The organism is Ensifer sp. 2TAB8 (assembly GCF_052115125.1).
In the GTDB taxonomy this organism is placed as follows: domain Bacteria; phylum Pseudomonadota; class Alphaproteobacteria; order Rhizobiales; family Rhizobiaceae; genus Ensifer.
In genome coordinates, this window is sequence record NZ_JBFRGB010000004.1 from 236,574 (window position 1) to 260,999 (window position 24,426).

Below are 24,426 nucleotides of genomic sequence, written 5' to 3' on the forward strand. Positions count from 1 at the left end.
GGTGCAATCACCGGCTGTTTCCGGTGATTTCGCGAGACATCAGAGTTACTGCTCATGCGTCGCCTCGAGGGTTGTACACACCGTTTTTGACGGTGAAATACTTACCAACCAAGTAAATATTTTATTGACCACTTATATAACTGACCAAAAACCATACGGCGAGCCCACGTTACTACAAATTGCGCGCGACGGTTAACGGCGCCGCCCCTTCCCCGCTCCAAGCGACGCATAGAGGTCCAGTGTTCTGTCGCGATAGGCGCCAGCCGAGAATTCATTGGCGATCCAATGCCGGCCCGATGCCCCCATGGCCGCGCGCTCGGAGGATGGGAGCGTCGCCATCCTCGTCAATACCCGTGCAAGATCGTCAGCATCACCGGATCTTGCCGTCATCCCGGTCTCTCCCTCCCGGATCATTTCGGGAATACCGCCGATCGATGCTCCGATGACCGGCCGTCCCAGGGCGTAGGATTCGAGCACGCTGATCGGCGCGTTCTCATACCATTCGGACGGCAGGACCAGGGCGCGGGCCTCCCCAATCATACGATGCAGGGCCTGGCCCGAGAGATAGCCGGCGAAGGTGACGTCGGCTCCCGTCTGTTCGGCAAGCTGGCGAAGCATCGCTTCCTCGGGGCCGGTTCCGGCAATTACCAGCCGCTGTCGCGACGATGCCGCCGCCCGTATCAACGTTCCCAACCCCTTCTCCGGCGCCAGGCGTCCGGCGAAGACGAAGTAGTCGCCCTCTGTCCATTGGTCGGAATAGTCGTCGACGTCGACGAAGTTCGGAATGTGGACCATGCGCTCGCGTGGCCATCCCCACTCGACCAGCTTCTCGACGTAAAATTTGCTCGGCACGACGATGCGGTCGACCTGGTTGCGGTAAAGACCAAGCGCGCGGTGGACCAGGGTTTCGGCGAACACCACAGCGCTCAGGGTCAACTCGCCCTTGATGCAGCGGTGACGCAACACATTGTAGACGTGCCCGCCGCGACAGTCCTCGCAGACGGCGCCAACGCGCAGCATCTTGTAGGAGGGGCAAGCAAGCTTCAGATCGTGCGCCGTCATGACGACGGGAATGCCCGCCTGCTTCAGAGTAGAGAAGATCGCCGGAGACAGATGATGGTAGACGTTGTGGGCGTGAGCGATCGATGGCCGGACACTCTGGATCAGCCGGTCGATGTTACGCTGGGCCTCGCGCGAGTAAATGACACTCGCCGCCTGCACGACCTTGCGCAGCAGGCTCGTGCGCCGGCCGTACTCGATCTCGGAGACGAAGTAGTCGGACCAGGGAGAAGGCTCGTTGTCCTCATGCTCCATGGCGAAGGGCACCACGTCCCAGCCGATATCGCCGAACATCTTCATATGGTCGAAGAAAACCGCTTCGGCGCCGCCGCGACGATAGAAGTAATTGTTGATCGCGAGCAACCGCTGCCCTGACATCGCGCGCCCCTACCAACCGAGCCTGTCGAGCACCCGCTCGACCGGCAGCACCACGCACCCCTTGGCGATCGCGTATTCAACGAGGTGTTCGAATGTCTCCGGCGTACAGCCGTAGGGCGTCGGACGGGCGGCGATGTCGTGGGTGAAAAACACCAGCCAACCGGGCCGGGCGACCACATCGTCGATCCATCCGGTCAGTGCGCGTGCATCCACCTCGGGCTGACGTATTTCCACGCCCTTGAGCATCAACGGGTCAACGCCCGAGCGATTGACGCTCTCGCCGCCCGCGCGACAGGTGCGGTAACGCCGCCCCAGTTCCCGGCGCGAAAGCGGCCAGGCGGCGTTGTAAGGGAAGGCGAAATTCGTCGCCGCCGGCTCGACGCCGCTGCGCTTCAGATAATCGGCATTGCGGTCGAGATCCCGAGCCAGAGCGACACCGCCCAGGCGCCTGATCTTGCTGTGAGAAAAGGTATGGCAACCGACCTCGTGCCCGCGGCTGGCCAGATCGGCGCATCCCTTGGCCGAGATCAGGGTGCGATCGACCTCGACGCGATCAGCCAAGCCGCCGGCAATGTAAAACGTGCCCCGCGCGCCGTGGCGTTCAAGGATCGTTGCCCCGTTGTGAAGCGCCGTATCCGGCACGTCATCGAAGGTGAAGGAAACGAGCGGCACATCCGTCACGACGTCGCGCGGCTTCGCCGCGAAACGCCAGATCAACCGGTTGGCGACGCGATCGACGAGGCCGTCCACGGTTTGCAGCAGATCAGGCATAGACGGCTCCAGATTTTACCTGCTGCGGGGCCACTGAAAGAACCGCGCGCGACTGTAGGTGCAGGCCGTAAAGGGAAAGGAGGAAGGTGAACCACAAAGCGTTGCCCCCCTCGAAAAACAGGCTTTCGAGACCAGCGTTGAAGATCGTGTAGAGCCAGACGCGGATGTAAAGCCGGGTGAGATGCGAATGCTCCTCTGCCGGGGCAAGGCGCGCTATGTTGCACAGAGGCAGGACCAACAACCAGATTGCGGTCAGCATCAATCCGGGAAACCCTGTCATCAGGGCGATGTCCAGATAGGAGTTGTGGCCGTTTGCGGCCGCCACGGCCCAAGTCTCGATGGAGCCGCCGCTGTTTACCAGTTCCGAGGTCTGCCAGAAAGCCTTGAAGCCGTAGCCGGTGATTGGTTGTTCGGCGAGCGCCGTGAAGGCGAAGCGCCAGATATCGGCGCGGTTGGTAAAAGTCGCATCGATGCCAAGATCGGTGACGAGATCACTGAGCGGCTTAAACACCGCCGAGCCGACGGCGAAAAGATTGAACAGTCCGACCCCACCGATAACGATCGGTATGCGTAGGAAACGGAACCGTTCGAAAACCCAGGCAAGCATCACGATCGCTGGAAGCATGGCGGTAGAGGTCTTGCCGCCCGTATGAAGCAGAAAGTTGAACGACAGGACGACGATGGCAAGTCCCGCCAGCCGCGACCAGATATTCATGACGAAGAGGCCGAAGAAAGCGGCAATCACCATGGCAGCGGCAGCACTGTTCTTGTGAGGGAAATGGCCACGCCAGAGGCCGGCATTCATCGGCTCGCGCAGCTCGGAAGCCTGATGGATCGCCAGAGTCGGTTTGAAGAGAATGCCGTAGTAGGCAACTGCCAGCATGAACAGAGTGCCGATACCGAGCATCTTGGCAAAGTGTCGCTCCGAAGCAGGCAGCAGCAGGTAGATGCTGGCATTGATCGTCACCATCACGGCGAGCACGGTCCCCTTGATGCCAAACATCGGATAGGCAGAAATCGCCGAGACAAACAGGAACCAGATGTAGAGCATGGCCAGCAATGGTCGCGGCTGCAGAATGATACCGCGCATGGGATGCGCGAGCCCATAAGCAAACATGCCTGCGAAGAGCGCAAGTGATATGATCTGGTTCAACCGGTTGGAGTTGCCGGCGGAAGGATCCAGGACCGCGGCCCCTGTCAGATCGATGAAGGGTGTGGTCGATATCCAGAAAAACAGGAACGTAGCCATGAAGAGCACGGTTCCTATACGGACGCGGAGGTGGTCCGCCGGGCTCTCTTCACGATAGACGGCGCTCGTCATGCCGTCCCCTCTCAGGCTGCTGCAGACCGGCGTCCGCGCAGGAAGCCCCAGAGTCCTCGCGTCAGCGTCAGGCCAATGCCAAGGGCGAGGCCGAGGATCGCGCCGCCGGCAAGGAGGACCACCGTCCGCGGCGGCCAGCTTCGAGCGTTCGGCGGCAGGGCGCGGGAAATGACGCGGACATTGGTCGTGTCGATCTGCTGGCGCTCGGTGATCTGCTGGGCGCGCGCCAGATGCGTCTCGTAGATGGCGGCCTTGGCGCGCGCATCTCTTTCAAGGTCGCGAAGCTGCACCTGCGCTTCGTTGTCGGAAAACACGTTGGATTTCTCGTCGCTCGCCTTGGCGCGCAAGGCGGCAAAGGCCTGCTGCTCGCGATCCATGTCCGCCTTGGCGCGATCGAGTATACGGCGCGCCTCATCGGCCATCGCCCCCTCCAGCGTCGTACGCTCGGAGCGGGCATTGACGAGGCGCGGGTGGCGCTCGCCATAGGTGCGCTGCATCGAGGCGATCTGCTGCTGGAGCACGTTGTGCTGCTCGCGCAGGTTCGTCATGTTGACGGACTCAAACTCCGAGGCACTCGCGGTGCGGCCCTGCGCAATCGCATCGTTCATCTGCCGGTAGCGTGTCTCGGCCTGGATGAAGCGCTGCTGGGCGTCGAGCACCTGTGTGTTCAGTTCGTTCGAAAGCTGATTGCTGACGAGTTGACCGTCGTTGGTAGACTGCAGACCATTCTTGCGGCGGAAGTCCTCGACCGCCCGCTCCGCCTCGGTGACGTTGCGGCGCAATTCGTCAAGGCGGGCGTTCAGGTTCTGGGCAACGCGACCGGCGCTCTCAGCGGCAGACTGAAACAGCTCCTGCTCGAAGGCTGCGACGATCGCGTTGGACAGCGTCACCGCCTTCGTCGCCTCTTCGCTCCAGACCTTCATCACCACGACGAAGGAACGCTCTTCGCGGCGGGCTTCGACCCGCTCCGATAGCGCCCGCATCGCGGCAAGCTCATTTCCCGCTTGCTGCTCCGCCTTCGTCGAGAAGAGGCTTTTCAGCGAACTGAAAGCGGACGGCTTCACGAATTCCGGATCCTCGGTAAGGCGCAGTTGGGTGATCACCCGCGACAACACGTTGCGCGACGTGAGGATACGAAGCTTGCTTTCGACCTCCAACAGCTGCGCATCACGCTGCGGATTGGAAGTGAAAACGTCGTCGCTGACGACGTTCAGATTGGAGGGATCGACTACGATGTCGGTATAGACATTGTAGCGCGGCGTCGCCGTCATCGCATAGGCGAGCGCGGCGGCCACACAAAGCATCACGGCGACGACGATCCAGAGGAGCCCCTCGCGCAGCCAGCCGATGATATCATCGACGCCGATATCGCCGATTTCGCTCAATCCGGGGAGGTAACTGTCGCGACGCACCGGCGCGTGCGACGCAGCTGCCGCGACCTGTCGCTTTGGGGCTGAGGGCACTTCGCGTTGCGAATGGGGACTTGTGCGCTCTTCGGCCTTGTGCTCGGCCACCGGCGTGTCAGACGATAGCAGATCGAGCAACGAGCCTCTCACGGCCGGCGCACGCTGATCGTGCTCCGGCTGGCTGGGCCTCCGTTTTTCGGCCTCGTCCGGCCTATACATAAGCATCCCTCACGCACGCCCTTCGAGACGCGAAAATCGTGATCCCACGAGCCGCCTTCCATCGCAGGATTAGGGTTGCAGGGTGAATATTCCGTTAAACGGCAGGACTTGCTGCTTAACGCACGGAGTCAGAAGTCCGTGAGCAAACGGCTCCAGCTCTCCGATGCAAGCCCACCGACATAGATGTCGTTGCGCTGCACGGCGTCCTTGAGATCCGCATGCCGGGTCACCATGCAGAAATAGCCACGATGGTGGAAGGAGAGCCACCTTTGGCGCGAGATCGCGTTCATCAGGAACGGCTGCGCGCTGCCGACAGCAAGAGCGTAACCCTCCGCATCAAGCGAATGGAACATTTGCGCCGTAACGTCTAGCTCGCGGCCGGCCTCACAGACGATGTTGAGCACCGTCGCCACTTCACCGGCCTTGCCGAAGTAGAGATAGGCGCCGATCACGCGTTCGCTCTCGTCCATGACCTCACGGCAAAGAAGCTTTCCCAAGGTGCTGTTCAGACCTGCGACGGTCACCAGCCAGTTGAATTCGCTCCGGGACCAGACGGGCCTAACGGCAAAGCGCTGGAGCATTGGCTCGGCACAGTCGACGAAGGCCGCGGGATCGATGGCACGTGTTGCGCAACCGCTGGGCGCGCCCGGCTTCATCCTGGGGTGCCGCCGCCGCAAGATTCGATCGACCGCGGCAAGCGGCCCTGTGACGACGCGCGATCTGAGCAGCGGCGCCTGTCTACCGATCATCAAGGCCCATGCTTTCAGTGGATGAAAAGAACGACGCCAATCGAGGCTCTGGATAGGGAGCACGATGCCACCGCCGGCTGCCCCGTGATCTGCGCTGACCGGTGACAGATTGTCCGAAAAGCACATATCCTGTTTGGCGGCGCGCATGGCGCGAGCAATACATGCAGCGCCATGGGCGCCCGCTTTGCCTTCAGACATGAAAGCGCAGAGCAATTTTGCGACCGTCCGGCGCCCCTGCACCGAGAATTCCATGGGGAGCGCCAGGATGACGCTACCTATGCCGCCTGCTCCGTCATCATAGACAACACTGCCGCGCTCGGGCGAATAGAGCGGACTGCCAAAGAAAATGGTCTCGATGTACTTCTGAAGCTCGTCACCCGCCTTGTACTCGCGCTTGCGGAAGATCCGGGTAAACATGCTGCCCACGGCAGGTATGTCTCGAAGCTCCATCGCGCGCAGCGCACCCGAACCGGGCCAATCGGGTCCATGCAGTCTTGCCGCGTGGATCGTCCCGACCTCAACCTTCATGGGCCATCCTTGCCGAGAGCGGCGCCCTGTCCGCATCTCGTCTGTCGCGCCGGACGAAGCGCAAGAAGACCGTCCAGGAGACGATAACCATCGCGATTTCGATCACGTAGAACGAAATGAACGTTCCGGTCGGCGGCGCATACCAGGTTGCCCAGGCCGTGATCGCGGCGCCGAGCACGCTGCCGAGCCCCATGACCGAGGCGCGCGCAGGGTGATGGCCGGACGCGCCGAGCGCCTCCATCGCGACCGACCACATGGCAATCGGGACAACCACCCAGCAGAGTGTACGGACGAAGGAAACGAGGGAAACATAGTCCTTGCCGAAAAGACTGGGCAGGACTGGCGCCAGCACGAACACCGCGATGGCGGCAGCGATACTGATCGAGGTGGCGGCGATCAGCACCTTGCGCACACGCTCGAACGCATGGTGCAGGCCGGCCGCGGTTGCCTTTGCGGAGCCGGGATAGATCAACCGGTTCAGCGCCTCGACTGACAGATAGCTGCTTTCCAGCATACGCCGCGCAACGCTGTAGCTCGACATGACCTCGGCCGTCGCCACCAGGCTCAAGACCAGAAGGTCGGCGTTCTGCCTGACGGCCCGCAGGATGAACGGGATACTGAAATAGAGCCCCAGTGGCAGCTCTTCACGAACGATGCCGTAGATCGGACGCCCCAACCCCTTGACGGCGCGCCAGCACCCGACAGCCACGAGCACATGACAGATGAATTGCCACACCGCCCAGGAGGCGACAGTCGCAACGCCGAAGGCGATGCAGGCAAGCGCGGCGGCGATGGTACGCGCCACGGCAAAACCGACGACCACCTTGTTTGCCGAGGCAAAATTCGAATGGGCGAGGAAAATCTGCTCCGCCAGCACGATGACGCGCACGAAGACGATGTTGGTGATCAGCATCAGCGTGATCACTGCGACATTGGTCAACGGATCCGGTGACAGCGTGAAGAAGAACGGCAGGATGGCGGCACCGAGCAGGACCAGGATCACGCCGCTCACGGCGGTCAGCAGAATGTTGTGCCCGAGCATGCGCGAATACATGCTGCGGTCGCGCGCCACGCGACGCACCAGGCATTCCATCGCACCGAGACCACACAGGTGCACGGCGATGTTGGCGACAGCCGTTATTGCGACGAAAACGCTGAATTCATGTACGCCGAGCCAGCGCGCCAGGATCGCAAACGTCAAGAGTTGGGCGGCCGATCCGATGACGAGGCTGCCGCCGGATGCAGCATAGGACATGATCATCGAAAGGAACGGTCTGTGCGCTCGTTCCTTCACACTTTCCGAAGCCATTCCGTTTCGCCTTTGACACCAACTCGCCGTTCACTTCGCAAGAGCGCACTCAATGACAGCGAGCAATCGCCTTTGATCGCCGCGCAAGGTAGCAGGTAGAGATGATTGCGCCGTTAACGCATGCGTCGCAATTGCATTTGAGCTTCGTTTACCCGATTACAATAGTCTGCAGCACTTCGCGTCTACGGATTTATCCAGCGACAATTCGACCGGGGACATGAAGGGGGTGGCCGTGCCGCACAACGACAATAATATTCGTCTGCATCGTTTCATGGGGGTAGAGCTTGAGCTGGCACCCGACGTTCTCGTCCCGCGCGAGGAAACGGAGCTCCTTGGACGAAAGGCCGTATCGGTCCTCGCGGATCGCCCGGCGGCGCCGACCGTCATCGACATGTGCTGCGGTTCCGGAAATCTCGCGCTCGGTATCGCTAACGAAGTTCCGTCCGCGCGCGTCTGGGGCGCCGACCTCACAGACAGCACCGTTGCGCTGGCGCGCCGCAATGTCGACCGGTTACAAACCGGCGCACGCGTTTCCATCCGGCAAGGCGATCTCTTCGGCGCCTTCGAAGGCGACAATCTCGAAGGCACGGTCGATATGATCGTCTGCAACCCGCCTTATATCTCCACGGGACGGCTGGAGGGAGACCGGGCGCACCTGCTTGAGAGCGAGCCGCGCGAAGCCTTTGATGGCGGCCCCTACGGCATATCCATTCACCAGCGGCTGATCCGCGATGCCGTTGCCTTTCTGAAGCCGGGTGGCTGGCTCCTGTTCGAGTTCGGCGAGGGCCAGGATCGACAAGCGGCAGCACTTCTGTCGCGCATCAAGACCTATGAGCCGGTAACGTTTGCGACCGATCGCGACGGCAAACCGCGCGTCGCGATCGTCAGGAAGATCGACGACGGAGCCGGAAGCGTGTCCAAATGAGCGAAATCCGTTCGCTTGAACGTGCGGACATTCCGGCGATTGCCGGCATGTTCCAGCGGGTGTTCCGTAACGACCTGGGCCGACCACCGCCGGCACTTGCCGATTACATGCAGCAGCTCTACCTCGACGCCCCCGGCTGCGATCCCGAGATACGCCCGCTTGTGCATGTCAACGACAAGGGCGCCATCTCCGGTTTCGTCGGCGTCAACGTCCTGCCCATGCTCCTGAATGGCCGCCGGCTGCGGGCAGCCATCTGCGGCTCGCTGATGGTCGAGGATCACGAGAACGATCCCTTGGCCGGGGCGCGCATCCTCAAGGCCTTTCTCGCCGGCCCGCAGGATCTCTCTTTCAGCGAAACCGCAAGCGACGTCTCGGCCCAGATGTGGACGCGCCTTCGGGGTGTCGTCCTGCCGCAATACAGTCTCGATTGGGTGCGCGTCATCCAGCCCGCGTCCTTCAGCCTGAGCGTTGCATCGAACCGCATCGGGCCGGCGCGGCTCGCAGCCCCCATTGCGCGTGCCGTTGACGGCGCTTACCGCAAGCGGATGGCGCCGGGCGAACAACGCTGGTCCGCCGTGTCAACCGCCGGCACAAGCCAGGCCGGCTTCAAAACTCAGGAAACCGATCGCAACGGCTTTGCCGCCGTGGTCGATCTCTTCATCGGACAGTTTCCGCTGCGCCCCGACTGGGCTGAAGGACAACTCGACTACATTCTCGGCGATGCGGAGCAGAAGCCCGAACACGGCACACTTGTCTACGCGCTGGTCACGGCACGCACCGGCACGCTCGTCGGTGCCTTCGCCTATTACGTTAAAGCCGGAGAAATCGGGCGGGTCCTGCAGGTGCTGGCGCTGCCCGGCCAGGCCGGACCGGTTATCGACTGCCTTGTCGATCACGCCGCCAAACGCAACCTTCCGGGTCTGAGGGGCCGGACGCAGCCGGCACTGATGGAAGCCATGCTCGGACGCCGGATTGCCTTCGTCCATGTTGCCTCGACCGTGGTTCACTCTCGTGATCCGGCAATCGTCCAGGCCTGCCGAGACGGACAAGGCTTCTTCAACGGCATTGCCGGAGAACACTGGTGCCGGCTGATCGCCGGCCAGTTCGACTGAAACGCCTTCGGTTATTGAGATGTTTCGTTGAAGCCACCGCAATAACCCGGCCTCGTCTCTAGACTCGCGATCAGCCCTTGATTTCCTCCACGGGCCGCACGAGCTGCGGCCCCAGATGCAGGTAGCGCGTCGCCTTGCGCTTGGCAGCAATATCCGCCCAGACCCGTTCCACCTGCGTCGCCGTCAGGCCAGCCGCATGGGCGACGGCGTCGATATCGATGCCGTTGTTGAGCCCATAGAGGCAGAGGTCCATGCGGTCGTATGGCAGCGAGAAGTAGAATTCCTCCTGCGTCTGCTCCAGCGAATAGGTGTCTGTCGTCGGCGGCCTGCGCCGGATCTCCTCGGGAATGCCGAGATAGGCGGCAACCGCGTAGACCTGCGACTTGTAGAGATGCGCGATCGGCTTCACGTCAGCGGCACCATCGCCGTTTTTGACGAAGAAACCCTGGTCGTATTCCAGCCGGTTCGGCGTGCCGAGCACCGCGAAATTCAGCCGGTCGGCGTGGTAATACTCCACCTGCTTGCGCGTCCGCTGCTTCATGTTGGTGGCGGCGACGATGCCGAGATAGACCGAGGGTGGCATGCGATGCTTGGACTGCACGCCATCAGGGCTTTGAACCACGAGCGAGGAAATATTGTAGCCCTCGCCTTCCAGCGCATTGGCGATCACGATCTTGGAGGCCCATCCGTCGCCATAGTCCGCAACCAGTTCGCGAATGAAGGCATCGCGACGCTCGTAGCAACCCATCGCCTTCAGCGTCGGGCCGATATCCTCGATGATTGCCTCGACGCCGAAGGTCTCAGCCACCATACGGCCAAAGCGCAGGCTTTCCGGATCAGAATCGTTTTCCGGCATGAACAGGCAGAAGACATTCTTGGCGCCGACAGCGCGCACCGCCAAGGCAACCGAAACGCTCGAGTCGATGCCACCGGAGAGCCCGAGCACTAGGCCGCGCTTCTTCATCGCCCGCAGCTGCTCGCGCAGCCCCGCAACGATCCGGTCGGTCTCGGCCGCATGATCGATCGTCAGCGTCTCGGCCGAAAACGGGCGCGCGCCTTCTGTTGTTCGAATGTTCATTGAGCAGGCTCCATCATCTCGGCCGCGAGGCGGCGGCTGACCTTACCGGTATCCGTCTTCGGAAGTTCGGTGCGGAATTCGATAATCTTCGGCACCATGAAGTCTTCAAGGTGGCGGGTGCAGTGGCGAATAATGTCCTTGTCCGACAGGCTGAGATCGGAGCGCACCACCAGCGCTGCAATCGCGTGGCCGAGTACCGGATCGGCCACGCCGACCACGACGGCCTCGGCAATGCCGGGATGCGTGTGCAGAACGGTCTCGACTTCCTTGGGCGCGACCTTCTCGCCGCGTGTCTTGATGATGTCGTCCTTGCGGCCGACGAAATAGAGGAAGCCCTCTTCGTCCGTCTGGAACAGGTCACCCGTATAGAGCACCTTTTCCCACGGGTTCGGCCCCGGTCGCAGCATGCGCTCGGTCGCCGCATCGTTGCGCCAGTAGCCTTGCATGACGTGCGGACCGCGAATGACGAGTTCGCCGGGAACGCCCGGCGGTACGCGTTTGCCCTCGTCGTCGACGACGAACGCCTCGGTGTTTGGTATCGCGATGCCGACCGAACCCGGCCGGCGGTCGAGTTCCTCGGGCGGCAAATAGGTGCAGCGTTTGCACTCCGTCAACCCGTACATCGAATAGAGCCGGGCACCCGGGAAGAGTTCGCGGAGCCGCGCGATGTGCGGCGGCGGCAAGGCGGCGGCGGTATTGGAGAGATAGCGCAGGCTCGGAAGGAAGCCGGGCTCCAGATCGCGCATCTGCAGGATCATCGCCGCCATTGTCGGAACCAGCGGGAAGCCGGTGACGCCCTCCTCGCGGATCCGTTCGAAGATCGCGTGCGGGAACGCGAAGGACTTCTCCAGCACCAGCGTCGCCCCGATGCGGATCGCCATCAGCAACTGGTAGAGGCCGTAGTCGAAGGCGAGCGGCAGGACGTTGAGGATGATGTCGTCGGGCTCGTTGCGCAAATAGGTGGTGATCGACTCCGATGCCGCATCGATGTTGCGATGGGTCATCATCACGCCCTTCGGCCGACCGGTCGAACCCGAGGTATAGATCAGCATCGCGAGGTCGACGTCGATGCCGCCATGCAGCACCGGCATTGCCGCCTCCGCGAGGCAGGCATCGAAGGAAATCGCGTTAGCCGGCGTCTGGCCATTCGGCGCGGCCGTCGAGGCAATGAAGATATCCGATTTGCCGCTCAGGGCCTGCGCCTCCGTCACGGTCGGCATCAGCTTTGCCTGCGTCAGGATCGCCGCCGCCTCGCAGTCGGTGATGATGTAGGCGAGCTTGTCCGACTTGGTCGAGGCGTTGATCGGGCTGAAGGTCGCGCCGGCCTTCAGGATCGCGAAGATCGAGACCGCCGCTTCCCAGCAATTGTCCATGAAGACGAGCACGCGATCGTTGCGTTTGACGCCGGCCCGCGCGAGCGCGGCGGCCAGCCTACCCGATAGATCGTCGAATTCGCCGTAGCTCAGGCGACGGCGGTCAGTGACCAGCGCCGTTTTCGCCGCTTGCCTTGCGGCATTGCCAGTAAGGAATTGCTCGAACCGCATGGACGCCCCCTCGCGCCTTGACTATGCCGTGGCCGCCGCCCCGACCCGGGCCTCGATGAAGGCCGAAATGCGCGAAAGAGAATCGAGGTTCGCGGGCACGATATCGGCATCGCCCATGGCAATGCCGAACTGGTCCTCGATGAACGCCACGAGTTCGAGAACGCCGGTGGAGTCGATGATGTCATTCTCGATCAGCGATGCCGTATCGGCGAGATCGTAGGACGTGTCGCCGAACAGGAAGTTTTCGATGACGAAGGCTCTAACCTTGTCTTTGATCGTTTCCGTCATGTGGTTTCCTTTCTTGAATAGATCAGGCTGCTTCCGCCGCGCGGACGCTGGTGCCGGTGAAGGTTTGCAGCCAGAGCTGCGTCGACAGGACGCCGACGAAAGCCGCGTTGTCGCGGAAGCCGCTCACCGGCTGCGACTGGCATTTGTCGTAGAGCTTCGTCACGGCTTTGGCATTGAAAAGCCCGCTGTCGCTGACGCGCGCCTCGCTCATGGCGTCGCGGACGTAGTCAAGTTCGCCCACCCCGGCGAAGGAATGGCTGTCCGGCGCGCGGTAGGGCTGCTTGGTCCGCTTACCGATGGACGGGGGCAGCAGATCCTTCGTCGCTTCGCGTAGGATATGCTTTTCCACCAGGCCCTTCAGCTTCATCTCTGGCGGCAGACGGGTCGCGAATTCGACGAGGCGATGGTCGAGGAACGGGAACCGCCCCTCGATCCCATGGGCCATGGCCATGCGATCGCCCTGGCTCGACAGGATGTAGCCCGGCAGCAGGAAGCGGCTTTCGAGATATTGCGCCTGATGCAGCGGATGCCAGCGACCGAAGGCTGCGGGAAGCCGACTCGCGAGGTCTTCGGCGGCATCGTAGTTGCTCAGCCGTGTACGCAGGTCTCCGGAGAAGAAGATCTTGGTTGCCGCCGTGCTCTTGAAGCGCGGACGATGCGAGAACAGCGGATCGTCTAGCGGCACGTCGCCGGCGCCGAAGAACGCGGCCAGATACTCCGCCGATTGCTGCTGTAGGCCGGGGATGTAGGGATAGAGCTTGCGGAAGAGGTGCGGGCGCATGCGTGAACCGGGCTGCCGGCCGCAGAACCGGCGCACCCGCGCCTCCTTGAAGATATCGTAGCCGGCAAAGACCTCATCGGCCCCCTCGCCCGTCAGAACCACCTTCAGCCCCTGCTCCCGCACCAGACCCGAAAGCTGATAGAGAGGCGCTGGCGCCGTCCGGATGATCGGTCGCTCCGCGAAGCGGATCACCTCCGGGAAGGATCTTGCGATGTCACCCGCCCGGCAGGCGACGGCGCTGTGGTGTGTGCCGAGCGCTGTCGCCATTTCCACCTGGAAGGCGCTCTCGTCGTGTTCCGCGCTATCGAAGGTGACGGAGAAGGTCCTGAGGCCCTGCGGCGCCATGCCGGTCGCCATCGCCGCGACAATGGAGGAATCGAGCCCGCCCGAAAGGTAGGAGCCGACGGGAACATCGGCGCGCATCCGGATCCGGGTGGCATCGGTGAGCAGCGCACGCAGTTCTTCGGCAGCGACACGCTCGTCCGTGAAAAGTGGCGGCGCACCGAAGTCGGGATAGTCGAGCTGCCAATAGGGACGGATCGAAACCTTGCCCTTTTCTGCAATCATGAGATGCGCCGGCTCGAGCTCCTGAATGTCGCGAAAACCGGTGCGCGGCGCGATCGGCGCCCAGAGCGTAAAGATCTGATCGAGCGCGATCGGATCGAGTTCGGCAGAAACGCCCGGCACCTGCAGCAGGGCCTTGATCTCCGAGGCAAAATAGAGCGTGCCGCCGTGGGTCATGTAGAACAGCGGACGAACGCCCATCCGGTCGCGCGCCAGCACCATCCGCTGGCGACGCCGATCCCAGATGGCGAAGGAAAAATCGCCGTTGAGACGGGACAGGCACTCCTCGCCCATGACATCGTACAGATGCAGGATCACTTCGGTGTCGCTTGACGTGCGGAAGCGCCGTCCCTTGGCGCGCAGTTCCTCGCGCAATTCGACATAGTTGAAGATTTCGCCGTTAAAGGCGATCGTCAATTCGCCGGTCTCGTCCGACATCGGCTGCTGACCATCACCGAGACCGACGATCGACAGACGCACATGCCCAAGTCCGGCCTCCTTGTCGACGAAAAAACCGTTCTYGTCCGGACCGCGATGCGCAATCGCAGTAACCATTTTCTCGAGAAGGATCTTAGCGTCTGGAATTGAGCCGAAATGGCCACCGAAACCGCACATGTTCAAATACTTTCACACCGGTCGATCACCGCCGGAGCATAATCCGCATGAGGGACTCAAGGGTTAAGTCTCCGGCATTTTCTGGTTGTATGGTAAATGCCACGGTTCGGGCGTCAAATCCCGAGATAGGGCAGGGAATCTAGCCTTAACGCTCCGAAATTCTTGTTTTCGATATCATTTTAAACATCAGATAGAGAAACAGGACCGGCCAAAAAATGCATATGAGCAGCCCAGCGAAACGATACATGTTCCAAGGCGCACGCGCCTGCAAACCTTCAAGATAGGTCATCGCCAATAGAAACAAGGCGGGCATGCAATAGGCGGCAGTCGCAAGATATATCCATGCCATACGGTCGCCCTCACGACGCAACATCAAGCCCAGGCAATGGCGGCCGAGAAATTTATAGCAGCGAAAATCACGTCTTCAAACGACGAATCAACATTCTCTAAAGAATGGTTAACCATGCCGGGTCTCCGCCGCTCGTCGACGAGCGGCTGCCTTGTTCGAAAGCGAACTGGCGGACGGGGTTGCCCTGAGACCGCGCCTGCGCCAAGACGCACGTGCGCAGCACATCGTAACGGGCCATCCGGATAAGGAGACGGGTCGAGAACGTTCCCGGCGTTCTCGGGTTCGCTTAGCGACCTTGACGCCTCGAAACGAACAACAGATCGAAGCCGCGAAACTCCCGGCGGGCGATCGATTTGCGCAGCGCCGTCCATACCGCCTGCGGATTGTCGAGGCGAAAGCCGCTCAGGCTGCGGATCAGACGCATTGTGGCTGCTATCGTGCGAATGGCACGCAGCGCCGAAGGCCCCTCCAGCGAGGCAAAGAGGATTTGCGGGTGCACGGCAAGCAGGACCCCGGCCGTTCGCTGCGGATCGATCGCCCGGAACTGATCCATGGCGCGATACTCATATCCTTCGATATCGATCTTGAAGCAAAGCCTCTCGGTGCGGGCCATGGCCTGAAGCTCAGCGATCGTAACCGTCTGCGCCCTGATCGCCTCGCCGTTGTCATCCGCAATCAGGGCTGACGTTTCCGAGCTGCCAAAGCCGCCGCCCACGGAGTGCAGCACCAAAACTTCGTCCTCGGAAAGCGCGGCGTTGATCACGCGCACCTCCCCGCGGTTTTCCGGCTGCATTTCCTTGAGGATACCGAAGCAGACGGGGTCAGGCTCGACGGTTATGACGTTGTCGGCAATCTGCGCCGCCCAATAGGGCGTCACCCCGATCCATCCGCCGATGTCGACAAAAGTCGTCTTGCCATCGACTAGGCGCTCGATGTTCTGAAACGTGCAAGGCTCCCAATCGCCGTTCTGCAGACGCGCGAAAAAGCGCTTCTTCTCCGGTTTGTCGGGGAACTGAACGGTTTTCTGGAAATAGGTTATCGAACGCATGGCGCCTGTCTAGCCGATATCTCCGCAAAGCGGAATCGCTTTTGCGAAAGGCTCACATGACGGGAGGGAATGCCTGAACATGAAACGGGCCGGCGCGAAGCGTGCCTTGGCGTCAAGCCTCCACCCGCTCGACCTGGCTGCGGGCTTCGCTAAGCTCGGCCGTGGTCTGGGCGAGGCGGTCTGCCAACACACGCATGATCTCCACCGCCATCTCCGGAAAATCGGCGAGAAGCTTGAGGAAATCCTCCTTGCGAATACGCAGGGCCTCAAGCGGCGTGGCAGTGCGCACAGTCGCCGTGCGCGGCGTATTGCAGAGGATAGCGATTTCGCCGACGATCGAATTTTGCTCGAACTCGGCAATTTTGAAAGGCCCGCCGGCCGTATTGATCAACACTTCGGCCTTGCCGGAAAGAATGACGTAAGCCGCATCGCCGATGTCGCCCTGATAGAACAGTGCCTCGCCGGCGCCGTACATCACCCTGTCAGACGTGAAGGCAAGAAGTTTCAACTTTGCCGGCGGCAATCCTGAAAACAGGGTAATCCGGCGCAGCATTTCAACTTCATCCTTGAGCAACATCACAATCCGTGTCTCCGATTTCCCGTCGGGAGCAGTCTGCCTCCCGCATCGCGCGGGACCATATGCTCGTGCCCTGACATTAATATTACATCAAGATGCCATTTCCTTGTAGTCGCGTCCGTCATCCACCGCGGCATCGGCACCGGTGTCGTGCACCAACCGCCCGTTTTCGAACTGCGCAACGCGATCGAACAGGTCCAGCAACGAAGGGTTGGCAAGGACCCACACGATCGCCGGTTCCCGCCCGGCGCGGTCAAGCATCGAGAAGACGTTGCGCACGACTTGTTCCTGGACGCGTTGATCGAGCGCAAGCAGCGGCTGATTGAAGATATAGAAGTCGCAGGCGCGGATAAGCGCGCGCGCAAGGTCGAGCTTCTGTCGCTGTGCTGCCGTCAGACGCTTGCCGCCGGCGCCGACATTGAAATCGAAGCCGAAGGCCAGCACTTCGTTGTAGAGGCCGCCGGCCTCGAAGAGATCACGTACGATCGCCCGGATTTTCTCCGACCCATCGGCGTGCTTGTGGCCAATGCGTCCGAAGAGCACGTTGTCGATGATGCTGCCGGAAGCGATGTAGCGGTTCGGGCGGTAATGCTCGATCATTCCTGCGAGGTCGGCTGGCAAGCCCTCGTCGAACTCGCGACGCGCAGCAACAACCTTCGCCATCACCTCTTCCGTCAATAGACCGAAGCGGTGCCGCGGCTCGATGTAATCGAAGCACAGCCGGATGATCTTGATCTGATCGTCTTCGGAAACCTCGCCCTTGCCGCGGCTGCGCACCTTCTGGAGGATGGCCTCGTAAACGGGTATTTCCTCGGCGGTCATGAACGTCAGCTGTTGGAAGAACGGATGATCCGGCGGCAAGTCGCGGAACAGTTCGACCACGTTCTCGGCGATCTCGATGCCCATGTCGTAGAAGGTTTCACGCAACCCGACCCGCTGCAGGATCGTCTTGAAGAACGGGTGGTTCTCCAGCGCGTCCGCCCACATTACCTGATCGGTGATGGTGCCGAACAGCAGGTTTTCACCGATGGTGGCCTCGACGTTGTAGGCTCCCGGCTCGAAGAACACGACGAGGTCGCTGAGCTTTTCCTTTTCAAGGCTCTGCCTGAGCGCGCTGCGCATCTCTACGATGCCGGCCGCGAATGCCGCATGGCGGTTCGGGTCGATCGTCGAGCGGACGGCAAGCGCCATCACGTCGTTGGTCAACAGCACGGCGTCGAGAACCGGGCGGATCTGCACGAGCAGATCGTCCGGGCCGCTTGCCCCTGCCGACCCGTAGTCGATCCAGTCGCTGTTGACGTCGAGATACGGATTACCGGCAAGGCGGGCCTCGATCACTTCCCACTTGCGGTGCGAAGCGCCCTCCCCTTCATAGGCAACCTCCGTCAGCGGAGCGTGCTTCAGACCATAGAAAAGGTTGTCACCGAGGCTGCCCTGGAACACGTAGACATCGGACGACGCGTAAGCGATCCGACGCCCGGTGACGGATTCCGGAATCTCCAGAATGTCCTGTCCGCCGATGACCACCTTGCCGCTTGCCGGCCAGACCAGGCGACCAAAGGCCTCCGCCAGCACCTCGCCACCGCCGGTCAACGCCACCTTCTCTCCAGGCTGCACCTGAAGCGACACGTGGTCGAGCAAGGTCGAGCCACCGTCGTCGATCACCGTAAGGTTCACGGCGGCCAGCGGACCATTCAGCGATTCGATGGTTCCCGTGGCAACCGCCTGAACCTTCGGATCGAGCAGCGGATCGACGCTGAATTGCTCGACGACTTGCGCATACTTGACCTGGACGTCCTGGCGGGCCTGGTCCCAATCGATCAGTTCCTTCAGGGGACCTGGCAGGTCCTTGTAAGCGCCGATGACCGCAACGAGCTGCCCGATGTCAAGGCGACCCTGCAGGGCGAAATAGCCGCCGATCGCGTAGAACAGGAATGGCGTGACCTGCGCCAGGAAATTGTTGATGAACTTGACGAGGAATTTCCACTGATAGAGATCATAGCGGATCTTGAAGATCCTCGCGAGGCGCGAGGCGATGTCGGCCCGCTCATAGTTTGAGGTATCGTGCCCGCGGATGGCGCCAATACCGTCAACGATTTCGCTGACGCGGCCGGAGAGCTCGCGCGCCGTCAGCTGGCGTTCACGCCCAAGTATCAGCAGCCGCTTGCGCATGCGCGGGATGATCACCGCCTGAACCGCGACGATCAGCGTGGCGATCAGGCCGAGCCAGAAGCTCTGCAGAAGAATGAACACCAAGGCGGTCAGCGCCTGGCCGCCGAGCAGTGCCGGCGAGACGAAGGCATCGCCGGTAAAACCACCGAGCGGTTCGACCTCGTCCTTGATCATCGTCGCGATTTCGGCCGGTTTCACCCGCTTGAAGTGGCTGGGCGGGAAGCGCAGGACGCGGTCGACCAGTTCGAAGCGGATACGCCGCAAAAGGCGCTCGCCGAGCCGACCCTTGAAGGTGTTAATGTAGAACTTGAACAGGCCGTTGACGACCACGAGCAGCAGGAACACCAGGCTGAGGGCGAGCAGCATGCCTTCCCGGCCGAGGTGGAAGCCCTCGAAGACGTTGATCGTTCCGAAGTACGGCAAGTCGAAGGAAATCGGCAGGAAGGCCTGCGTCGCCTCCGGACTGTCGAAGCCGTCGCCCTGGATCGGTCCGTTGACGATCTGCTTCGGCAGGTCGAAGGACAGGAAATAGGGAATCATCGACAGCGCGACGACCACCAGAATCCAGAGCTGATCCTTGCGCGTGTGGGTCCAGATATAGCGGGAAAGGCGTGGTTCCATGTGTCTGGCAATAGGACCTTATTGAACACGATAGCTGCTGGCGTGGCGGACTGCCGTTTGCTCCACCACGCATCATTCCTCGGCGGTGTCTCCGGATGGKTGCCTATCGGCGCTCGATCGCGAAGTGGATGCCTGCATATTCCGCCGGGCGCCGAATCCGGTTCTGTCGATTATGCAGGTGCGAGGGAAATCTGCAATGGACGCGGGTTCCAACTCCAATGCCGCGAAGGCAACCACAGAGACCGTCACGCTCCGAAGCACACGCCGTTATTGCACTCGCCCGACACGCAGCTTACAACGGGCGCATGAAACACACCAGCCACCCGCCGTCCCGAGCCAGCGATTGGTACGAGCATGCCTTTGATTTGGCACGCGGTATCGCCGCCTACACGCAAAGCCCCCTGATCGAGGGTGTCGCGAAGGTAATCGCCAAGCATCCCGACGCCCACATCGCCAACGCCTTCAATCACAAGCAGGTCGCCTGCAAGGTCTGGGCGCGCGATACGCTTTTGAATGTTGCGGGCTCATCCTACACCAGGATCGCGATCCTCGGTGGCTGGTACGGCATCCTGGGCGCCATGTTGCTGGAGGACGCGCGCTTCAACGTCGCCGCGGTCGACAGCTTCGACATCGATCCGGATGTGGAAACGGTCGCGCGGACCCTCAATTTCGCCTTCTCGGAGAAATTCCGCGCCGTGACGGCCGACATGTACGCCATCGATTATACGACACTCGGGGCCGACCTCGTCATCAACACGAGCTGCGAGCATATCGCCGACCTCCGGTCGTGGCTCGATCGCGTCCCTGCCGGCACGCGCGTCCTGCTGCAATCCAACGACTATTTCAGCGAGCCCACCCATATCAATTGCGTGGCTTGCGTCGAGGACCTCACGAAACAGGCAGCGCTGACCACTGTCGAATTCGCCGGCGCACTGCCGACGAAGAAATACACCCGCTTCATGCTGATCGGGACGGTCTGAGCACGCCGGCAGGTCAAACCGTCGCCAACATGCGCTCAACCGCCATCTTCAGGGAAATCGTGCGGCGCCGATGCTCGCTGGCGCTATGTCGGGACCAACGCCGGCGCCACCGGGCGGGCGCGCACCCCGCCAAGACCGAGGCCACATCGCGGGCGCTCCAGTCTTCCGGTCTGCGCAGTCCGATAACTCACCATGGGCTTTACCCGGCATGCACACCTTCAGGACGCCCCGAGGCATACATGGCTGAGGCGCGTCATGGTCGCGGCGACCGCGGACATGTCATCGGCCATTGCGAGTTGAGGCCGCGAGACGGGCGGTCCGTCGCAAGGCGTCGCCAACGCGCTCCCTTTGAAGCGCCCGCGCAAAGCCCGCAATGGAACCGTCAAAGAGCCGTGCGGCTCTCGAGGATTTCGGCAGTCTTCATCGCCCCATCGAGGTCCAGCGGCGGAATATTCGGCTTCGGCCGCGCCAGCATCGCTTCCACATCGCGCGCCAGCCTCTCGGGCGTCACCTCGGCCTCCGGCAGCACGCCGGCAAGGCCGAGCTTTTCAAGCCTTTCCGCCCGGGTCGACTGCTCGGTTTCGCCGCCGGCAACGAAGGGGATCAGCAGGGATCCGCAGCCGGCGCGGATGATGTCGCAGACCGTGTTGTAGCCCGCTTGAGAAACCGAAAGCCGCGCGCCCGAAAGCAGGCTGGCGAAATCCTTGCGGAAGCGAAAGAGCTGCACGTTGCCGGGCGCGGCAGCCGCGAAGGCGTCGTAATCCTGCTGCGGCAGGTTCGGTCCGGTGACGAGGCACCATTGTAGCTCGCACGGCAGCAGACTTGCCGCCTGCAACGCCGCACCGATCAGTTCCTTGCCGACCGCACCGCCGCCGGCCGAAACGAGCACGTCGAACTTTTCCGCCGGCGCATCCGGTGCCGGGCCTGCCACGAGGCCGGTATAGGCCACCTTGTCCGCGATCTCGGCCGCGTAAGGATAGGTTTCCTCGAGCCGCGCGAATGCAGGGTCTCCATGCACCAGCACGAGATCGAAATGTGCCCTGACGACATCAAGGGTCTCTTCGGCGCGGCCGGGCTTCGTCCGCTCCTGCAGAATGTCCCGCAGCGATGTGGCAACGAGAGGCCTTGGGTTCTGTTTTTCGATCACCTCGAGCAAGGGCATCAACTCGAAACGCATCTGCCGGCGGCCGAAAGGGAAGGCTTCGAAGACAACGATGTCCGGATCGCAGGCCAGATACGCCTCGATCAACAGGTTCCGGCGCTGATCCTTGAAGGCATCGCTGACCGGATTTCCGTCGCTGTCGGCAAGGCCTGAAAATCCCTTGTCGCCGGCGAGCACAGGCGGAAGGGCCACATGCTTTACATCGCTTCCCGGGAAACCCGGGACCGGGTTGCCACCGGTCACGACGGTCACCTCGAAGCCCCTGGCGGCAAGGGCGCTCGCGATCCGGCTCGCCCGCGCCAGATGTCCGATGCCCAGCAGGTGCTGTACGTAGAAAAAGACACGACGCGCACCCATCAGGCGGCCCTCCATTCGCTGGCGAACAGGGCGGCGAGCTGATCGATGCTGGTGTGGTGGTCGAATTGCTCGCGGACTTTCCGTTCCGCCGCATCGCCAAGCCTGAGGCGGAGCGCCGGATCGCGGATGAGTTGCTCGAGCGCCGCAGCAAGCGCCTGTGGGTCCTCCGACGGAACGACCCGGCCGTTTTCGCCATCGGCGAGAAGTTCCGGAACGCCGGAGATCGCCGTCGAGACGCAGGGCAGCCGCTGGCTTGATGCTTCGACGAGGACATTGGGCAATCCGTCGCGATCGCCGTCGGCGGTGATCCGGCAGGCAAGCGCAAAGATGTCGCTCGTCCGGTAGTGCGCCAGCACATCGGTCTGGTCGAGCGCGCCCTTCCAGGCAATCCTGTCAGAAACACCAAGCTCGGTCGCAAGCGTCTTGAGCTCGCCGGTCAGTTCCCCCGCGCCGATATGCTCGAACCGCCAATGGAGGTCTGCCGGCAGCAGCGAGAGCGCCTTCAGCAGCACGTCGTAACCCTTCTTGCCGACGGCACGGCCGACGCTGACAAGGCGCACGGGATCCGAACGGTCGGAACCGTTCCGACCGGAATGTGCGCCTTCGAAACGGGGGAACCGGTCAAGATCAAGGCCGTGATAGCTCAGGTGCACCCGCGCTTTTTCTGTCGTCAGGCTCTTCAGATGCTCGTAGCCCATGCGTGTGCAGGTCACTGTCCAGCGCGCCCGTCCGAGCTTTTCGGAAAGCTCCCAGTCGGGCGACGTCCAGATGTCCTTGGCATGCGCCGAGCAGGTCCATGGCGTGCCGGTGATCACGCTGGCATAGGCGGTCACCGACGCCGGCGTATGGATGAAATGCGCGTGCAGCCAACGCGGGTTGCCCGGCCATTCCGAAGCGAGCACCACCGCCTGTCCAAACCGGCGAAAGCGGTTGCGACTGAAGTCGCGGCGCAGGTCTTTGAGAAAAAGCCCGAATGCCGGCCAGAAACCCGGCTTCGGCAGGGAACGGACGAGGCCGCGCAGCACCCGCAACGGTTCTTCGTGAAGATATTCGGGCAGATAGTGAACCTCGGCGCGAATCTCGTCGTGAACCGGGTGGCGCTTGCCGTCGGTCGGACGGCGCAGTGCGATCAATACGAGGTCCAGTCCGGCCCGCTCGAGGCCAAGCAGTTCCTGCGCGATGAAGGTTTCCGAAAGACGCGGATAGCCCTTCAGCACGACTGCAATCTTGCGATCTGTCGGCAATGCTTCAGCTCGATTTCTTCACGATATTCAGATGGCCGCTCGAAGGCCGATCGAGCCACCCGCCGACGATTTCGGAGATATGCGCCAACCCTTCGAGCCGCAGGCCGTTGGCAGTGCTTTTCGACGGCGGCGCCCGGGACGGAAGCGCTTTCAGCGCCGCCGCCAAGCGCAGCGGATCTTCCGCTTCGTCGGGCAACAGCATTTCGACGAGCCCGAGTTCGGCGGCGCGGCGGGCGCGGATCAGTTGCTCCTCGCGCGGCTGGATGCGCGGCACGATCAGCGCCGGCTTGTCGAAAGAGAGAATTTCGCAATAGGTGTTGTAGCCGCCCATGGCAACGACACCCTTTGCGCCAGCAATGAGCTCTTCCATGCGATTGTCGAACTCGATGATCTTGATGTAGGGAATCTTGCTCCCTTTGCGGATCAGCTTTTCCCGCTTCTTGACCGGCATATAGGGCCCGAGCACGATCAACGCCCTGTGCATCAGTTCCGGGTCTTGCTGGTAGGCGTGGATGACCTGGTGGATCAGATCGGCGCCGTCGCCGCCGCCGCCGGTCGTCACCAGGATGTAGTCGCCTTGGGGCTTATGGCCCGGCAGTTCCTCGCGCGGAACGCTGCGCTGCAGGAAGCCAACGAAGTCCATCCGGTCGCGCACGGCCGGCGGCACTTCGAGTTCGGTCAGCGGATCGTAAAAGTCCGGCGGGCCATAGACCCAGATCGTATCGTAGTACTGCTCGATCTTGCGCATGGTATCGCGCCGCTTCCACTCTGCCTCCAGCAGATGCGGTGCATCCATGACCTCGCGAAGGCCCAGGACCAGCGTCGTGCCATGGGCTTTCAGGTAGGTCAGCGTCTCCTCGACTTCGCCGCGCAGGCCCATGGGCTCCTTGTCGACGATGAAGATGTCGGGCTTGAAGGTCTCGGCGGTGTGGCGAATGATCGCCTGACGCATCTTCAGCGTCTCATCGAGTTCGATATGACGGTCGAGCGAGGTATAGTCGCCGTTGTGCAGCTTGATGACGCTCGGGATCTTCACGAAGTCGACGCGCGCGCGATAGTCGAAAGCACCGGCGATCGTTGCGCCGGAGATGATCAGGATGTTCAGGCCGCGATAGTCTTCCACCAGCGAATGCGCGATCGTGCGGCACCGCCGGAGATGGCCGAGCCCGAACGTATCATGGCTATACATGAGGATCCGGGCATCTTCGAAACGCCGCATCATGCAAGAAACCTTTCGCACAGGGTGCAATGAACCGTTTCACGCCGACC

19 protein-coding genes are annotated in these 24,426 nt (G+C 61.9%); 3 read left to right on the top strand and 16 right to left on the bottom strand.

Features of this window, described 5'->3' with window-relative positions; all coding sequences use genetic code 11:
* Positions 1 to 192: 192 nt before the first annotated feature.
* The 6 genes from AB4Z53_RS10645 to AB4Z53_RS10670 form a co-directional block, all read right to left on the bottom strand.
* Positions 193 to 1,437 carry a glycosyltransferase family 4 protein gene (locus AB4Z53_RS10645; protein WP_441595771.1) on the bottom strand — a complete coding sequence of 415 codons (1,245 nt, stop codon included), beginning with the start codon at positions 1,435 to 1,437 and terminating at the stop codon, positions 193 to 195.
* Positions 1,438 to 1,446: 9 nt separating this feature from the next.
* Positions 1,447 to 2,208, bottom strand: coding sequence for a polysaccharide deacetylase family protein (locus tag AB4Z53_RS10650; RefSeq protein ID WP_441595772.1), 762 nt, complete (start codon positions 2,206 to 2,208; stop codon positions 1,447 to 1,449).
* Positions 2,201 to 3,529, bottom strand: a complete 1,329-nt coding sequence (locus AB4Z53_RS10655; RefSeq protein WP_113541429.1) for an O-antigen ligase family protein — start codon at positions 3,527 to 3,529, stop codon at positions 2,201 to 2,203. The genes AB4Z53_RS10650 and AB4Z53_RS10655 overlap by 8 nt, the downstream gene beginning before the upstream one ends.
* Positions 3,530 to 3,540: 11 nt before the next feature.
* Positions 3,541 to 5,154: a GumC family protein gene (locus AB4Z53_RS10660; RefSeq protein WP_441595773.1), complete on the bottom strand. Its 1,614-nt coding sequence runs from the start codon at positions 5,152 to 5,154 to the stop codon at positions 3,541 to 3,543.
* A 128-nt stretch (positions 5,155 to 5,282) separates the two neighbouring features.
* A complete protein-coding gene (locus AB4Z53_RS10665; RefSeq protein ID WP_441595834.1) occupies positions 5,283 to 6,353 on the bottom strand; it encodes a GNAT family N-acetyltransferase in 1,071 nt (356 codons plus the stop codon).
* A gap of 67 nt (positions 6,354 to 6,420) precedes the next feature.
* On the bottom strand, positions 6,421 to 7,740 hold the full coding sequence (locus tag AB4Z53_RS10670; RefSeq protein WP_441595774.1) for a lipopolysaccharide biosynthesis protein: 1,320 nt from the start codon (positions 7,738 to 7,740) through the stop codon (positions 6,421 to 6,423).
* Positions 7,741 to 7,957: 217 nt separating this feature from the next.
* On the opposite strand from AB4Z53_RS10670, the gene AB4Z53_RS10675 reads away from it, so the two are divergent.
* The gene (locus AB4Z53_RS10675) at positions 7,958 to 8,665 is read left to right on the top strand and encodes a HemK/PrmC family methyltransferase (protein WP_113541425.1); all 708 of its coding nucleotides are present in this window, start codon (positions 7,958 to 7,960) and stop codon (positions 8,663 to 8,665) included.
* The gene (locus AB4Z53_RS10680; protein ID WP_441595775.1) at positions 8,662 to 9,777 is read left to right on the top strand and encodes a hypothetical protein; all 1,116 of its coding nucleotides are present in this window, start codon (positions 8,662 to 8,664) and stop codon (positions 9,775 to 9,777) included. The genes AB4Z53_RS10675 and AB4Z53_RS10680 overlap by 4 nt, the downstream gene beginning before the upstream one ends.
* A 70-nt stretch (positions 9,778 to 9,847) precedes the next feature.
* On the opposite strand, the gene nadE is transcribed toward AB4Z53_RS10680, so the two are convergent.
* From nadE to AB4Z53_RS10715, 7 genes are all read right to left on the bottom strand, one after another.
* A complete protein-coding gene (nadE, locus tag AB4Z53_RS10685; RefSeq protein ID WP_441595776.1) occupies positions 9,848 to 10,855 on the bottom strand; it encodes an NAD(+) synthase in 1,008 nt (335 codons plus the stop codon).
* Positions 10,852 to 12,399 (bottom strand): class I adenylate-forming enzyme family protein, encoded by a 1,548-nt coding sequence (locus tag AB4Z53_RS10690; protein WP_441595777.1) that lies wholly within the window; start codon positions 12,397 to 12,399, stop codon positions 10,852 to 10,854. The genes nadE and AB4Z53_RS10690 overlap by 4 nt, the downstream gene beginning before the upstream one ends.
* A gap of 21 nt (positions 12,400 to 12,420) precedes the next feature.
* Positions 12,421 to 12,687 (bottom strand): acyl carrier protein, encoded by a 267-nt coding sequence (locus AB4Z53_RS10695; protein ID WP_113535695.1) that lies wholly within the window; start codon positions 12,685 to 12,687, stop codon positions 12,421 to 12,423.
* Between the two features lie 22 nt (positions 12,688 to 12,709).
* Positions 12,710 to 14,647, bottom strand: coding sequence for an asparagine synthase (glutamine-hydrolyzing) (gene asnB / locus AB4Z53_RS10700; protein WP_441595778.1), 1,938 nt, complete (start codon positions 14,645 to 14,647; stop codon positions 12,710 to 12,712).
* Between the two features lie 635 nt (positions 14,648 to 15,282).
* Positions 15,283 to 16,044 (bottom strand): FkbM family methyltransferase, encoded by a 762-nt coding sequence (locus AB4Z53_RS10705; RefSeq protein ID WP_441595779.1) that lies wholly within the window; start codon positions 16,042 to 16,044, stop codon positions 15,283 to 15,285.
* A 112-nt stretch (positions 16,045 to 16,156) separates the two neighbouring features.
* Positions 16,157 to 16,621: a cyclic nucleotide-binding domain-containing protein gene (locus tag AB4Z53_RS10710; protein ID WP_113535699.1), complete on the bottom strand. Its 465-nt coding sequence runs from the start codon at positions 16,619 to 16,621 to the stop codon at positions 16,157 to 16,159.
* Positions 16,622 to 16,711: 90 nt separating this feature from the next.
* Positions 16,712 to 19,414 (bottom strand): ABC transporter ATP-binding protein, encoded by a 2,703-nt coding sequence (locus tag AB4Z53_RS10715; protein WP_113535700.1) that lies wholly within the window; start codon positions 19,412 to 19,414, stop codon positions 16,712 to 16,714.
* A 305-nt stretch (positions 19,415 to 19,719) separates the two neighbouring features.
* On the opposite strand from AB4Z53_RS10715, the gene AB4Z53_RS10720 reads away from it, so the two are divergent.
* A complete protein-coding gene (locus tag AB4Z53_RS10720) occupies positions 19,720 to 20,394 on the top strand; it encodes a class I SAM-dependent methyltransferase (RefSeq protein ID WP_441595780.1) in 675 nt (224 codons plus the stop codon).
* A gap of 382 nt (positions 20,395 to 20,776) precedes the next feature.
* On the opposite strand, the gene AB4Z53_RS10725 is transcribed toward AB4Z53_RS10720, so the two are convergent.
* From AB4Z53_RS10725 to AB4Z53_RS10735, 3 genes are read right to left on the bottom strand one after another with little or no spacing between them, the layout of a single operon-like run.
* Positions 20,777 to 21,913 (bottom strand): glycosyltransferase family protein, encoded by a 1,137-nt coding sequence (locus tag AB4Z53_RS10725; protein WP_441595781.1) that lies wholly within the window; start codon positions 21,911 to 21,913, stop codon positions 20,777 to 20,779.
* Positions 21,913 to 23,157 carry a glycosyltransferase family 4 protein gene (locus tag AB4Z53_RS10730; RefSeq protein WP_441595782.1) on the bottom strand — a complete coding sequence of 415 codons (1,245 nt, stop codon included), beginning with the start codon at positions 23,155 to 23,157 and terminating at the stop codon, positions 21,913 to 21,915. The genes AB4Z53_RS10725 and AB4Z53_RS10730 overlap by 1 nt, the downstream gene beginning before the upstream one ends.
* 4 nt (positions 23,158 to 23,161) lie before the next feature.
* Positions 23,162 to 24,379 (bottom strand): glycosyltransferase family protein, encoded by a 1,218-nt coding sequence (locus AB4Z53_RS10735; protein WP_113535704.1) that lies wholly within the window; start codon positions 24,377 to 24,379, stop codon positions 23,162 to 23,164.
* Positions 24,380 to 24,426 lie beyond the last annotated feature (47 nt).